The following is a 13,379-nucleotide window of genomic DNA, read 5'->3' as shown; positions in this document are numbered from 1 at the left end:
GCGAAATCTTCTCAAAATTCTTTCCGCTGTTTTTCCTTTGAAATAAAACAAAAAAAGCCTATGAAAATCCAAAGATTTTCATAGGCTTTTTCCCTACAAAATAAGAAGCTACCTTCTCCTTGTAGACCGGCGGAATTTAAAAAACGACGCCCGACCGCAAAATCACATTGGCAAATGGGGTGCATTCCCCGGTGCGGATGGCAAATTTGACCCCGGCGCTTTTTTCTTTGAGTTTCTCGTGGGACATGGTGTCATAGGGCACGTCCGGGAGGCTCTTTTGCAGGAGGGCCCAAATTTCCGGATTGTTCCCGGCGGTCTCTTCGGCCGCATCGAAGTGCTCCACGCACATCTCTCCGAGCACCGCGTTCAGCACCTGGGCGAAGGTGGGGACCCCGGCGCAGACCGCCAAGTCCACGATGGTCACTCCCTGGGGGATGGGCATGCCCGCGTCCCCGATCATGACCTGATCTTTGTGCCCCAGCGCCGCGATGAGCCCTGAGAGCTGGCTGTTGAGAATCCCTGTCTTTTTCATAGGAAGACTCCTTTCTGTTTGCATGGAAGGTGCCGCTGGGTAGTCGGCAGCCGCAGCGCGGGTGCCGCGACAATGGTTTGCATTGGGGGCTTAGGGCGCGTCATGCCGACCGCAGGGCCGCTTTGGTGCGCTCGCAGCTGCAACGCGGGTGCCGCGACAACGTTACCTATAAAACCACAGGTTCGCGTCATCCTCCACCGGCAGGTGGTTATTTGGACAATACGACGGAGACGGCTTTCTGCCAGCCGGCCCGCTTTTTCTCCCGGGTTTTTTCACTCATCTGAGGCAGGTAGTCCCGGCGGGTCATCCGCTCAAAGATGCCCTGGTCGTAGAGGCCGAGGCTCAACCCCGCGGTGTAGGCCGCGCCCACGCCGGAAAGCTCCTCGACGCTCGCCACCCGCACGGGGATATTCAGGATGTCGCTTTGAAACTGCATCAGGTAAGCGTCCCGGGTGGCGCCGCCATCCACCCGGAGGGAGTCGATGGTGATGCCCGACTCCCGGCTCATGACGCCTACAATATCCGCAATCTGATAGGCAATGCATTCTTCAGCGGCCTTGACAATTTCATTTTTTCCGGTGGTCCGGGTCATGCCGTAGATCACCGCCCGGGCCTCGGAATCCCAGTAGGGCGCGCCCAGGCCGGTGAAGGCGGGCACCAGATAGGTCTCGTCCTCCCCATTGGCGGCCCCCGCCGCTTGGGAGGCCTCCTTGGGGGAGGACAGGAGGCCCAAGTCCTCCACAATCCACTTCATGACGGCGCCGGTGTAGTTGATGTTGCCTTCCAGCACATAGTCCACCTGGCCGCCCATGCTCCACGCGATGGAGGTGACCACGCCGCTCTTGCTGAGCATGGGGGTCTTGCCGATGTTCATCATCACCGAAGAGCCGGTGCCGTAGGTGGTCTTGATCATGCCCTTTTGCAGGCATCCCTGTCCGAAGAGGGCACCGTGGGAGTCGCCCAGTACGCCGCAGATGGGAATGGGGCGGGGCAGGAAACCCTCGAAGTCGGTCTCGCCGTAGTCGGCGTCCGAGTCGCAAAGCTCCGCCAGACATCCCGTGTCAATGCCGAAGAGGCCGCAGATCTCCTCGTCCCACCGCAGGGAGAAGATGTTCAACATCTGGGTCCTGGAGGCGTTGGAATAATCGGTTTTAAAGGACTTCCCGCCAGTCAGTTTATACACTTCCCAGCTGTCCATGGTGCCCATGCACAGCTTGCCCGCCTGCGCCTTCTCTTGGACGCCGGGCACATTCTGCAAAATCCAGCTGAGCTTTGCCGCCGAAAAATAGGGGGAGAGATGAAGGCCCGTGGCCTTCTTGACCATGGACGCGTGGCCTTTAGCCTCGATCTCCTTGCAGATGGCTTCCCCCCGGGCGCACTGCCAGACGATGGCGTTGTAGACCGGCTTCCCGGTCTCCCGGTCCCAGGCCATGGCGGTCTCCCGCTGGTTGGAGATGCCGACCCCCGCGATGAGCGCCTTGTCGATGCCCGCCTTCTCCACCACCGCCTTAACCGCCGCGATGGTGTTGCGGTAGATTTCCTCGGCGTCGTGCTCCACCCAGCCCCGCTCGTCGATGATCTGGCGGTGGCTGACGTCGCTGCGGCAGATGAGCGTCCCCTGGGCGTCAAAGAGTAACCCCTTGGTCCCCGCCGTGCTCTGGTCTATGGATAGGATGTACTTCTCCTGCATCGCGTTTCCCCTCTTTCTATGGTGCGCGGGGCCATGTCCTGTCCCGCCCCGCAGAATCTCCGCTTTTATCTGCCCAGCAGCTCCCGGGCCGCCTTCACAATGCCCGCTTTGTCCAGCCCATAGTAGCCGAAGACCTCCGCGGATTTTCCCGCGACGGCGGGCTCGTCGGGCAGGGCCAAATTGATAACCTTCTTGGGGCAGTTTCTCGCCACGATCTGGCTGACCATGGAGCCTAAGCCCCCGTAGATGCTGTGCTCTTCCACTGTCAGGATGGCGCCGGTCTCCCGAGCGGCTTCGATGACCGCCTCTTCGTCGATGGGCTTGACACAGTACATATCCAGCACCCGGCAGCCGATGCCCTCTTCCTCGAGGGCCTTGGCCGCGTCCAGGGCGGGGCGCACCATCTCGCCGGTGGCGATGATGGTCATGTCTTCTCCCTCGTGGATGTGGGTGGCTTTGTCCATCACAAAGGGAACGTTGCCCTCCTCATAGACGTCGTCCACCGCGTTTCTCCCCACTCGGATGTAGGCGGGCTTATTGTCCTTTAAAAGCTCCTTCATCAGCGCTTCGGTCTGCAGCCGGTCGCAGGGCAGATACACCCGCATATTGGGCACCGCCGACAGGGCCGCGATGTCCTGGGCCGAATGGTGGGTCATGCCCAAAGAACCGTAGCTGATGCCGCCGCTGATGCCGATGAGCTTGACGTTGGTGTTGGAATAGGCCACATCCACCTTGCACTGCTCAAAGCTGCGGGTGGAGAGGAAGCAGGCCGGGGAGGCCGCGTAGGCCTTCTTGCCGCAGGCGGCCAGTCCCGCCGCGATGGAGACGAGGTTCTGCTCGGCGATGCCGGTCTCGATGAACTGGTCGGGGTGAGCGTCGGCGAAATTGGTCAGAGAAGCAGAGCCCCTCGAATCGCTGCACAGCACCACAATGTCCTTGTCCCGGTTGGCTTCTTCCACCAGCACGTCGCAGATGACCTGTTTGTTTGCAATCTTACTCATAACGCCTGCGCCCTCCTTGCCTGTAATTCCTGTTTTGCAGCCGCGTATTCCTCGGCGTTCGGCACCTTGTGATGCCACGGCGCTTTATTTTCGATAAAGGAGACGCCGTAGCCTTTGGTGGTCTCGGCGATAATGACAGTGGGTTTCCCCTTGGTGGCTTTGGCCTCAGTCAGCGCCTTGTCCAGGGCGTCGATGTCGTTGCCGTCGCAGACGATGGCGTGCCAGCCGAAGGCTTCCCAGCGGGTCTTCTGGTCGTCCTGGCTCATGACCTCTTCGGTGGGCCCGGAAATCTGGAGCCGGTTGCGGTCGATGATGGCCGTCAGGTTATCGAGCTTGTAGTGGCCGCCCGCCATGGCGCCCTCCCAGACCGAGCCCTCCGCCAGCTCGCCGTCCCCCATGACGGTGTAGACCCGGTAGTCCTGGCCGTTCATCTTGCCGGCCAGCGCCATGCCCACGCAGACGGGGAGCCCGTGGCCCAGGGAACCGGAGCACATCTCGATGCCGTGAATCTTATTGTTGGGGTGGCCGATGTATTTGGTTTGGAACTGACAAACCGTCTCCAAATCGGCGTAGGGGAAGAACCCCCGGTCGGCCAGCACACAGTAGAGGGCCTCCACCGAATGGCCTTTACTGAGGACAAAGCGGTCCCGGTTGGGGTCGTGAAAGTTTTCGGGGCTCACATTCATGTGCTTTAAGTAGAGGGTGACCAGGATGTCGGTGACGCTAAAGTCGCCGCCGATGTGCCCGGCCTTAGCACGGTAGATCACGTCGAGCACATGCTCCCTGATCTCAAAGGATTTCGCTTTCAAGTTTTCCATCACAGCGCTCCATTTCTCCCGGGGCCTTTTGCCTTTTGTCTCCCCTCCGCCCGCCGCCGGGTGATGCGGAGGAATCATATCGTCAGGGCCTTATGCGCCCATGGATTCCGTAGGTGTTTTTAGCACGCGGACACTGTCCCTTTGGATGTACTCGGTTCCAATTTGGATTTTGCTGACGACCTTCCCCGGGGACTTCATCTTGTCGATGAGGCGGCCCACCGCCATCTGGCCCATCTCCTGCTTGAAGACCCGAATGGTGGAGAGGCTGGGGGAGGAAATCTCACAGAAGGGCAGGTCGTCGAAGCCGATGACCGACACGTCTTCGGGAATCCGGCAGCCGTGCTCCTTAAGCGCCTTCATGGCGCCCAAGGCGATGATGTCGTTGTCCGCGAAGAAGGCGGTGGGAAGCTTGGGGGCGCGCTCTAAATAGCGGGCCATATCCTTATAAGCGCCCTCCATGGTGGGGGTCAGCGCCGCCGTGAACTTGGGGTCGGCGGTCAGGTCCGCCCGCTCCAGCGCCCGGCGGTAGCCGATCTCCCGGTACAAAAAGTTTTGAATCCGCACGCTGCTTTTTAGATAGCCGATCTCCCGGTGCCCCCCCTCGATGAGCCCGGTCACCGAGCCGCACACCGAATCGGTGTTGTTGATGAGCACCGTGTCAAAGGGCAGGTTCTCGAAGCTGGCGTCCAGGACCACCACCGGGGCCACCGCGCGGGAAAAAGCCATGACGTCCTCGCCCGAAAGCTCGGTGGCAAGCAAGAGGATGCCGGAGCCCGGGTCGGTGAGGACTTGTTCGAGCCGCTCGTCGAAATCGTCGCTTTGGGCGCTCAGGTTGCAGATGATGGTGTCGTAGCCGGCGTTCCGGCTCCCCTGCTCCACCCCTTCGATGAGGGAGGAGAAGAAGGGGGTGTCCGAGAGGACCCAGCCGTGCTTTTTCAGCACCACCAGCTTGATGCTGGTCATCCGGTTCTCGCTAAGGTAGCCCGAATCCCGGGCAATCTTCATGATCAGTTCCGCCGTGTCCTTGTTGACGCCCTTCTTGCCGTTGAGGACGTTGGAGACGGTGGCCGGAGAGAAGCCGGAAAGTTCGCTGAGTTTTTTGATGCTGACTTTCATCTCTTCCCCTCCTTTCGTTCCCAGTATAAAATATTTATATAAATATTTCAATAGGGAATTTTCCCATTCCTGTCCAGAATTTGGCGTACCCCCTTGGTTACTCTGCTGTTTTCTGGGATTTTCTTCACAATATCCGGCCTTTTCGGGGGTATTCTCTAAATTTACTTCTAAATATTTTACACAAAAAGGGCAGGAAGCTTTTGCTTCCTGCCCTTTGGGGTCTTCTTATGCCGCCGGGAGCTCCCCGGTGGGGCTGAAGAGGAGGTAATCCTCGATTTGCTGCTCATGTAACGCCCTGAGCTGCTCGTCGACGTCCGCCTTGGCGTAGGTCTTGTTCTGGTCCGCCGCCAGCTTGCCGTCGGTGTAGCCCTGGACGAAGAACATCAGCTTCGTCCCCTCCGGCGCCACCTTCTTGATCTCCGACACCGCCAGCGTCAGGGACGCGTAGGGGGTCTTGGCCGGGGCGGCCACCGTCTGGCCTCCCGCCTCCAGTTTGGAGCCGAAGGAGGCGGGCATGGCGTTGACTAAGAGATTTTTGGCCCCCAGCGTCGCCGGGTTGACCCCGCCGTAGGCGGCGCTTCCGGTGGTGAGGAGGGGAGCGCTGGTCACATAGAGGGCCACTTCGGTCCCCGAGGGCTCCAAGGCCGCGGTGAGGGCCGCGATATAGTTTTTCAGACACGCGTCCTTGGTGACGGTATTGGTCGTCTCCCCGTAATTTGCCAGGTTGGAACCGGTCATGGTGGGGAAATAGCAGCCGTCCAGGACGATTTCCTTCACCCCCATGCTGGAAAGCTCCAAGGCGATGTCGGTGATATACTTCTGCGCCTGCGCGGAGTAGGGGTTGAGCCACGGCTTGCCGCCGTTTTGCTGGGTGTCGTCCAGCCACAGGTAATTCATATCACCGCTGTATTTGATGGCCATGTCCACATAGGTCCGCGACGCGATGTGGTCGACCCAGGCGTGGATGCGGGCCACCGGCGTCAGGTTCTTTGCTTGGAGTTTGGCGATGACGGCGGGCAGGTCCACAGCGCCCCCGGAAACGGCGCCCGCCTCCACCGCCTGACTGACCGCCGACTGATAGAGCAGGTAGCCGTTGGCGTCCTTGAGGTCCATCATCACGCCGTTTGCCCCCGCGTCCACGGCGCTTTGCAAAAAGGCGTCCAGCTTGGCCGGGTCCGTCAAAACCGCGTTTGGCAGATACATGAGCTTTTTGGCCGCGCTCGCTTTTTCCGGCGGGGTCTCCGGCTCGCTCTCCACCGGGGTGGTGACCGGCGGCTGGGAAACGCTCTGGGATTCGTCGGGCCCGGGGGCTTCGATATTGCCGGTAATGAGATTGTACACCGGCTGGTAGATGCTCCAGCCCACGAAGGCCAGCACCGCGCAGCCCAGGACCATCAGCACGATCATAAGCGGCGACGTCCGGCGGCTGCGGCGGCGGTAGACTCTGGTGTTCCTCTTAATTTTATACGGTTTTGACATTGGTGACGCCTCCCTTGTCATGGTCAGGGTCCAAAAATGATACTTAGCTGGGCAGCTGGTGGCCGATGAGGCCATAGAAGGCCAGGGACAGGATACCGATAAAGAGCAATGTGGCGGGCAGCCCCCGGAAGGAGCGGGGCAGCCTGGAAAGCTCCATCCGCTTTTGCCCCTCGCAGATGAGGAGGGCGGCAAAGGTAAAGCCGATGCCGGTGCCCAGGCCAAAGCCCAGGGTCTTGGGAAGATCGAAGCTTTGGTGCAGCGCCACCAGAATAGCGCCCAAGAGCGCGGAGTTAAAGGTGGCCATGGGCAACATTTTGCTCACGCGCTTGTAGGCTTTCGGCAAAAAGCGGGACATGAGCAGATGGATGACCGCGTAGACGGCTCCGATACAAAAGACGAAGACCAGCGGCTCCAAATATAAATAATATGGGAGCTTTCGCAGAAATATATTCGCCGGATAGCAAAGTAGTGAGGAAAGAAAGGTGATGGCGGTGAGCACCGCGCCGAAAAGGACGGTGCTGCGGGAGCTTCTCAGCTCGATGAGGGCGCGGCTGGCGCCCAGGGCTCGGGTGAAGATGGCGTTCTCGGTGAAGACCGCCACCAGCGCCATGAGGAAAAATTGGGTCACCGCATCCATCTACTTCACCTCCTCGGACTGTCTGTGATAGATTCGCTTGCGGAGCAGGTGGTTAAAGAATTGGGCGCCGGCGGCCAAAAACGCCACGAGCATAAAGCCCGCGAAGGGCAATAGCACGGCGGGGGTCCGCTGGTCGAGCCCGAGGGACACGCCCCAGATGCTGCCCGCGCCGATCAATTCCCGCAACACACCCAGCACGCACAGCACAAAGCCGAAGCCCACCGTGTAGCACAGCCCGTCGATGAGGGCCCACTGGGGCTGATTGCGGCGTGCAAAGCGCTCGGCCCGGGAAAGGACCACGGAGTTGATGACCACCAGCGGCAGATAGATGCCCATCAGATCCACGCCTAAGGGGTGGACCTGTCGCACCAGCGCCAGGGCCGGGATATAGAATACCGACGCGATCAGGGCGTAAAGGACCGTGCGCAGCCACTGGGGCAGACGGCTCTTAATTAAAGAGGCGGCCACCAGGGTGGGCAGTGTCACCACCAGGAAGGCCAAGGTCATGGCCACGGAATTTTTTAACGAGGTGGTGATCATGATGGCGGGGGCCAGGGCGAAACCGCAGATCAAGATGGGGTTTCGGTAGCTCATGCCCTCGATTAACCGCATCTTATTTCGATTTTTCTTCAGATAGCTGAGCATCCCCATGCATCCACCTCCTCAAATAGCGTGATAAACGGGTCGTCTCCCGGTCCATCACATGGGACAAGGAGTTTAAAATGAGGACGGCAAAGCAAAGCCCTTCCTCAAAGCCGCCGAAGTGGCGAAACAGCAGCGTCGCCACACCTGCCAGTATTCCGTAGAGCCAGCGCCCCGCCCGGGTTTTGGGCCCGGTGACCGGGTCGGTGACCACGAAGACCGCGCCGAAAAGAAGGCTGCCGGAAAGCAGTTCGTAGAGCACGGAGTACTCCGCCCCCAGCACAATGCGGGGAAAGAGGACGGCGATGAGGGCGCTCGCCCCCACAAAGCCCACCGGGATCCGCCAGTCCACGCTCTTTCGGTAGAGCAGGAAGAGCAGGCAGGTCAGGATGACCAGGATATTGGTGGCGCCCATGGGGCCGGGGTAGTTGCCCAAGAGCATCTGCACCGGGTCGTAGGTGGGCAAGCCCCCCAGCTTGAGGGTGAAGGCCGGGCTTTCCACCAGGGCGGCGGTCACATTGCCGAAGGGTTCGAGCTGGGCAAAGGGCACGGGGTAAGTAAACACGCTTTGGGGAAAGCTGATGGCCACGAAGGCAAAGCCCCCCGCCGCCGGGTTAAAGACATTGTTCCCAAGGCCCCCGAAGGGGTGCTTCATCACCAGGATGGCGAAGAGGCAGGCGAGCACCACGATAAAATAGGGCACCGACGCCGGCATCATGAGCACCACAATGAGCCCTGTGACGATGCTGGATAGGTCCTTGGGATTGGGGAGCTTCCCCCGGATGGCGTAGCCCGCCATATCCGCCGCGTAGCTGACCGCCACCGCCGTCAGGGTCAGCAGCGCCGCCCGCAGTCCATAATAATAGAAGGCCATCACGCACAGGGGAACGAGCGCGATGATCATGTCCCCCATGATCACCGCCGAGGTGTCCCTCGCCCTCAGCTGTGCCGTCAGCCGGGTTTTCTTACTCACAGATTTCTCCTCTCCTTTGCCTCCGGCGCTAGTCGAGCACCGACTGGATATAGGAAGCAACATCTATATTCGATGGGCATATATATGAACAAAGGCCGCATTTGATACACTTGTCCAGTTCCAGCCACCGGTACCGGCGGTTTTTCCCGTCGATGTAGCGGTAGGCCAGGTAGGGGTTAATCCCCACCGGGCAGGCCTTGACGCACCGCGCGCAGCCGATGCACTCGTACCGGGTGCGGCGTCCGTCGCTCGTGTCCGCGATCAGGCAGCGAAGCCCGTAGCGCACCGGCGTTTCGGTGTCGGTGATGCGGTAGCCGGCCATGGTGCCCCCCGCGATGAGGCGTTTGGGTTCCTTGGCAAGGCCCGCGAAGCGCAGCACCTCCCCCACCGGCGTGCCCAGGGCCACCTCCACATTGGCGGGGTTGGCCACGGCGTCCCCGGCCACGGTCACAAAGGTGGAGCTTTGCGGCTTTTCGTAGACCACCGCGCGGTAAAGATGGATGAGGGCGGGCACGGAAATGATGACGCTCTGCCGGCCCGGGTACCGCTTTTTGATCTCATTTTTTAGCCGCAGACGGGCCGGATAATGGCCCCGGAGTTTTACCACCGGGATCCCGGAGAGGGTCTTGGGAAAGCGCACCGCGTCCCCGCTGTCGCCAAAGACGGCAAAACAGCCCTCGGTGGCGTCCAACGCCCGCTGGACCAGGCGCAGTCCGCCCGCCGCCTCCGCCGTCAGCTTGAGCAGTGGCCCGACGCGGCTGGAAACCATGGGCTCGTCGTCAATGGCGTCGCCGACGATGACCAATTTCCGCTTGTCCTGGAGCCGCTCCAACTTTTGATAGAGAAACTCCCCGTCCATCGCATCGAGGACGGAGCATTTTTTTGCAAAGCCCAAAATCCGATCGGCTTCCACCGTCTCGGGGTCGTTGATCTGGATGACCTGGCGCTGGGTGGGCGTCACCGTGTTTCTCAGCGCCGCGTAGGTATGATCAGGGTCAAAGGAGGGGCGCAAAATCTCCTCCACCATGGCGTCGATGGGAGAAAAGACCGCCTGGTTTTTCACCGTGAACACCGGCTCGTCGATCTGCACCTGGTCGCCGTGCTTAAGCGCCGCGTCCCCGGGCAGCCGCAGATACGCCTTTTTCGGAAACAAATAATGAGCGATGGGACGGGAAATCGCCGGGTCTTTGCGCTGCTCGAGCGGGACTCCCTTTTTCCTCAGTTGCATGAATGTGCTTCACCTCTTCTTCCCCCGTTGGCATCGGGGCTTTCTTTCGCCGCGACCGGTCCCCCGCTTTTACCGGGACGTCCGCGGCGGCTTCCCGGCTTAAAGTCAAAGCCGGTTTCTTCTCGTTTGTCACCCATACTGCGGGCCCCGCCGCCGGGACCCGTTGGAGGTTTTATTCCATGAATATACAGCTGATCAGCAAAAATAAGCTCAAGGTCACCCTCAGCGGGGAGGACCTCAAGGGCCTAGGTATCTCTTACGACTCCCTCGATTACAGCGATCCCCACACCAAGGAGGTGCTGCTCCACATCCTAGGCAAGGCCAAAACCCAGGCGGGCTTCGCCCCCGGACGGCAGAAGCTGTTCATCGAAGTTTATCCCAGCAGCCAAAACGGCTGTGTCATCTATTTTACCCCGCTCTTTGACAAAAACCCCGCCATCCGGCGCTACCGGGTCAAGCGCTCCATCGGGGAACCGGCTGTCTACCGCTTCGGCAAGATCGATACGGTCATCGACGCATCGGTGCGGCTCTTCCAGCTGATGGGGCACCGGATTTTCAAAAGCTCCCTCTACCGAATGGGGCGGGCCTACTATCTGGCCATCTACCCGCTCGACGGCATCAGCGGCAAAACCGCCGGGTTTTTGAGCGAATACGCGCCCCTGGCGGGGCGGGGGCATCTGCTCGTCTCCTATTTGCAGGAGCACGGCCACGCCATCGTGGAGGACCGGGCCATCGACACCCTGTCCTACTATTTGGCGTAGGCTTCTTCCGCCGCCCGGCGCAGTTTCAAAATGCCCGCGGCGTAGTCGTCCTGCCTGAAGAGGGAGGAACCCGCCACCAGCACGTTGGCGCCCGCAGCCGCCACCAGCGGCGCCGTGGCGTCGGCGATGCCGCCGTCGACCTGGATGTCCAAATCGGTCTTGCCCAGGGCGTTTGCCTTCTCCCGGATCTGCCGGATTTTGGGGAGCATGTCGTCCATGAACTTCTGCCCGCCGAAGCCCGGCTCCACCGTCATGACGAGCACCATGTCCACTTCCTCCAGGAGCGGAAAAATCTCTTGGGCCGGGGTTTTCGGCTTCACCGAAACGCCCACCCGCTTGCCTGCGGCCCGGATGGCCCGGATCACTTCGCGGGGGTCGTCGTCGGACTCGTAGTGGAAGGTGATGATGTCGCTGCCGGCTTTGACAAAGTCGGGCAGATACTGAAGAGGATTCGTAATCATCAAATGCACGTCAAAGGTGATGGGGAGCTTCGGGCGCAAAGCCGCCACCACCGGCGCGCCCAGGGAGATGTTGGGGACGAAATGGCCGTCCATCACATCCACGTGGAGCATGTCCGCGCCCGCAGCCACCATGGTCTTGGATTCCCGTTCCAAATTGGCAAAATCGCTGGCCAGAATCGACGGTGAAATCTTAATCATCACAAAACCCCTCTTTCCCGCCGGGCCCGTCCCGGCGGATTTTTATGTCTTGGCTCCATTGTTTGCCGGAGTTTTGTTCCCCGCGCCCCGGCAGGCGACAGAACCCCATGGTAACCATATTTTCATCTTATTCATTCTAAACTACCCGTGGGTAAACGTCAACCTTTCCCCTTCCAAAAAGCGGGATGGTTTCAATAAATTCATATTTGTGTTATACTCTATTTACAACCGTCCGCGCCGCTTATCTCTCCAAAGAAAAGCGCGCTTTCACCGGCCGGGACAAGCACGCCCGGCAAATTTTTCAACAGTTTGGACACACGAAAGGAGAAGGACCTCCATGGAAAAAAAGCCAATGGAAAAGATCGCGGCCACCCCCTCCCTGCTGGGCTTCGGCTGCATGCGCTTTCCCAAGCTCCCCAACGGTAAAATCGACCGGCCCGCGTCTCAGAAGATGCTCGATTACGCCTATGCCCACGGCGTGAACTACTTTGACACCGCCTATATGTACCACGACGGCGAATCGGAGGAGTTTCTCGGGGACTATCTCACCCAAAAATACCCCCGCGAGAGCTTCTATTTGGCCAGCAAGCTGCCGGTCTGGTATTGCAAGACTCCCGACGACATGGAGCGCATCTTTAACGAGCAGCTTTCCCGTTGCAAGACCGATTACTTTGACTTTTACCTCTTACATAGCGTGGACCAAGAGAAGTGGACCCAGATCGAGGAATTTGCCGCCTATGACTTCATCCGCCGCAAGAAGGAGGAAGGAAAGGTCAAATACATCGGCTTTTCCTACCACGACGACCCCAAATACCTGACCAACATGGTGGAAACCCACCAATGGGACTTTGTTCAGCTCCAGGTCAATTACCTGGACTGGGAGATGCAGCGGGCTCGTGACAGCTACCAGATCCTTTGCGACCACCATATCCCCTGCTGGGTGATGGAGCCGGTCCGGGGCGGTTATCTGGCCACGTTGCCCGATGTGGCGGAGGACGTGTTCAAAAAGTACGAGCCCGACGCTTCGGCGGCCTCCTGGGCGGTCAAATGGGTGGCGTCTTTAGAAAACGTCAAGGTGGTTCTCTCGGGCATGTCCAGCATGGAGCAGGTCATGGACAACATCGCCCAGTTTGACCCCTTTGTCCCCATGACGGAAAGCCAATACCGGGTGATCGACGAGGTGGTGGAAGCCATCCACAGCGTCAAAACCGTCCCCTGCACCGGCTGCCGGTATTGCATGCCCTGCCCCGCCGGGGTGGACATCCCGGAGGTGTTTAAAATCTATAACACCCTTCAGCAGCGTAAGCGCTCCTCCCCGACGAAACTCATCTACACCAAGTTCCTCGACCCCGCCAAGCGGGCCGACAACTGCGTGCGCTGCGGCAAGTGCCTGGAGCACTGCCCCCAGCACATCCAAATTCCCGACCGTCTCGAGGAGGCGGACACCGCCATCAACGCCCTGCCCTAGGGCGCACCATCAAAGGCCCCGCCCGCGTTAAAACGCGGGCGGGGCCTTTTTACAAGAAAGCGCCGCTGGGATGAGGACGCCGGCCCGCCGCATGGACGTGAGGCGAGCGGCATAAGGAGGATGGAAGCGGCGCTTGGGCGTATTCCTCAGCGCGGGCATTCTCAGGGAAGCCCGCGCTCCTTATCAAAAAGCCGGAACGGTTGCCCGCCCCGGCTGGAACCTGTCTCTCCCTGGGAAAGACAGCGCGTGGACAGCTGCGCCCAGGCCCGCATCCGATGGATGGCGGGCGGGCGCCCTATGAAAAACACAGCAAAGTAGGCACAGCTTCCTTTTTGTTCGAGGTGTTTGTGCGTCCTTCGCTGTGTGATTGTATCC

Annotated in this window: 13 protein-coding genes; 2 read left to right on the top strand and 11 right to left on the bottom strand. The window is 60.0% G+C overall.

The genetic code is table 11. The features are described from left to right. Positions 1-136 precede the first annotated feature (136 nt). The 10 genes from rbsD to H8709_RS06250 all read right to left on the bottom strand — a co-directional run bounded on the left by rbsD (position 137) and on the right by H8709_RS06250 (position 10,116). Positions 137-532 (bottom strand): D-ribose pyranase, encoded by a 396-nt coding sequence (rbsD, locus tag H8709_RS06295; RefSeq protein WP_262397527.1) that lies wholly within the window; start codon positions 530-532, stop codon positions 137-139. A gap of 208 nt (positions 533-740) precedes the next feature. Further along, positions 741-2,222, bottom strand: coding sequence for an FGGY-family carbohydrate kinase (locus H8709_RS06290; RefSeq protein ID WP_262397526.1), 1,482 nt, complete (start codon positions 2,220-2,222; stop codon positions 741-743). A 65-nt stretch (positions 2,223-2,287) separates the two neighbouring features. Then, entirely contained in the window at positions 2,288-3,223 is a 936-nt protein-coding gene (locus H8709_RS06285) for a transketolase family protein (protein WP_262397525.1), read from the bottom strand. After that, positions 3,220-4,041: a transketolase gene (locus tag H8709_RS06280; protein ID WP_262397524.1), complete on the bottom strand. Its 822-nt coding sequence runs from the start codon at positions 4,039-4,041 to the stop codon at positions 3,220-3,222. Before H8709_RS06280 ends, H8709_RS06285 begins: the two co-directional genes overlap by 4 nt. Positions 4,042-4,131: 90 nt before the next feature. After that, positions 4,132-5,157, bottom strand: coding sequence for a LacI family DNA-binding transcriptional regulator (locus H8709_RS06275; RefSeq protein ID WP_262397523.1), 1,026 nt, complete (start codon positions 5,155-5,157; stop codon positions 4,132-4,134). 225 nt (positions 5,158-5,382) lie between these two features. Then, positions 5,383-6,636 carry a putative glycoside hydrolase gene (locus H8709_RS06270; protein WP_262397522.1) on the bottom strand — a complete coding sequence of 418 codons (1,254 nt, stop codon included), beginning with the start codon at positions 6,634-6,636 and terminating at the stop codon, positions 5,383-5,385. Between the two features lie 43 nt (positions 6,637-6,679). Further along, positions 6,680-7,273 (bottom strand): Rnf-Nqr domain containing protein, encoded by a 594-nt coding sequence (locus tag H8709_RS06265; protein WP_262397521.1) that lies wholly within the window; start codon positions 7,271-7,273, stop codon positions 6,680-6,682. Further along, positions 7,274-7,924 carry an Rnf-Nqr domain containing protein gene (locus tag H8709_RS06260; RefSeq protein ID WP_262397520.1) on the bottom strand — a complete coding sequence of 217 codons (651 nt, stop codon included), beginning with the start codon at positions 7,922-7,924 and terminating at the stop codon, positions 7,274-7,276. Further along, positions 7,887-8,888 (bottom strand): RnfABCDGE type electron transport complex subunit D, encoded by a 1,002-nt coding sequence (locus H8709_RS06255; RefSeq protein ID WP_262397519.1) that lies wholly within the window; start codon positions 8,886-8,888, stop codon positions 7,887-7,889. Before H8709_RS06255 ends, H8709_RS06260 begins: the two co-directional genes overlap by 38 nt. Before the next feature lie 28 nt (positions 8,889-8,916). After that, complete coding sequence (locus H8709_RS06250) at positions 8,917-10,116, bottom strand: 4Fe-4S binding protein (RefSeq protein WP_262397518.1); 1,200 nt, start codon at positions 10,114-10,116, stop codon at positions 8,917-8,919. A 179-nt stretch (positions 10,117-10,295) separates the two neighbouring features. Between H8709_RS06250 and H8709_RS06245 the strand changes: the two genes are divergently transcribed. Continuing rightward, a complete protein-coding gene (locus H8709_RS06245; RefSeq protein WP_262397517.1) occupies positions 10,296-10,877 on the top strand; it encodes an adaptor protein MecA in 582 nt (193 codons plus the stop codon). Here H8709_RS06245 and rpe read toward each other — a convergent pair. Further along, positions 10,865-11,536 (bottom strand): ribulose-phosphate 3-epimerase, encoded by a 672-nt coding sequence (rpe, locus tag H8709_RS06240; protein WP_262397516.1) that lies wholly within the window; start codon positions 11,534-11,536, stop codon positions 10,865-10,867. The two genes, H8709_RS06245 and rpe, sit on opposite strands and share 13 nt — an antisense overlap. Before the next feature lie 337 nt (positions 11,537-11,873). Here rpe and H8709_RS06235 point away from each other — a divergent pair, with 337 nt between their 5' ends. Next, a complete protein-coding gene (locus tag H8709_RS06235; RefSeq protein ID WP_262397515.1) occupies positions 11,874-13,004 on the top strand; it encodes an aldo/keto reductase in 1,131 nt (376 codons plus the stop codon). The last annotated feature ends 375 nt before the right edge of the window (positions 13,005-13,379 follow it).

The organism is Zongyangia hominis (assembly GCF_014385095.1).
Taxonomy (GTDB): Bacteria; Bacillota; Clostridia; order Oscillospirales; family Ruminococcaceae; genus Zongyangia; species Zongyangia hominis.
The sequence above is the reverse complement of the archived record's forward strand: the minus strand, read 5'-3'. Positions and strand labels throughout refer to the sequence as shown.

What these genes read in the sequence shown, in the direction of transcription:
- rbsD (WP_262397527.1), bottom strand. Translation starts at nt 532, where the DNA reads ATGAAAAAGACAGGGATTCTCAACAGCCAGCTCTCAGGGCTCATCGCG.
- H8709_RS06290 (WP_262397526.1), bottom strand. Translation starts at nt 2,222, where the DNA reads ATGCAGGAGAAGTACATCCTATCCATAGACCAGAGCACGGCGGGGACC.
- H8709_RS06285 (WP_262397525.1), bottom strand. Translation starts at nt 3,223, where the DNA reads ATGAGTAAGATTGCAAACAAACAGGTCATCTGCGACGTGCTGGTGGAA.
- H8709_RS06280 (WP_262397524.1), bottom strand. Translation starts at nt 4,041, where the DNA reads ATGGAAAACTTGAAAGCGAAATCCTTTGAGATCAGGGAGCATGTGCTC.
- H8709_RS06275 (WP_262397523.1), bottom strand. Translation starts at nt 5,157, where the DNA reads ATGAAAGTCAGCATCAAAAAACTCAGCGAACTTTCCGGCTTCTCTCCG.
- H8709_RS06270 (WP_262397522.1), bottom strand. Translation starts at nt 6,636, where the DNA reads ATGTCAAAACCGTATAAAATTAAGAGGAACACCAGAGTCTACCGCCGC.
- H8709_RS06265 (WP_262397521.1), bottom strand. Translation starts at nt 7,273, where the DNA reads ATGGATGCGGTGACCCAATTTTTCCTCATGGCGCTGGTGGCGGTCTTC.
- H8709_RS06260 (WP_262397520.1), bottom strand. Translation starts at nt 7,924, where the DNA reads ATGGGGATGCTCAGCTATCTGAAGAAAAATCGAAATAAGATGCGGTTA.
- H8709_RS06250 (WP_262397518.1), bottom strand. Translation starts at nt 10,116, where the DNA reads ATGCAACTGAGGAAAAAGGGAGTCCCGCTCGAGCAGCGCAAAGACCCG.
- H8709_RS06245 (WP_262397517.1), top strand. Translation starts at nt 10,296, where the DNA reads ATGAATATACAGCTGATCAGCAAAAATAAGCTCAAGGTCACCCTCAGC.
- rpe (WP_262397516.1), bottom strand. Translation starts at nt 11,536, where the DNA reads ATGATTAAGATTTCACCGTCGATTCTGGCCAGCGATTTTGCCAATTTG.
- H8709_RS06235 (WP_262397515.1), top strand. Translation starts at nt 11,874, where the DNA reads ATGGAAAAAAAGCCAATGGAAAAGATCGCGGCCACCCCCTCCCTGCTG.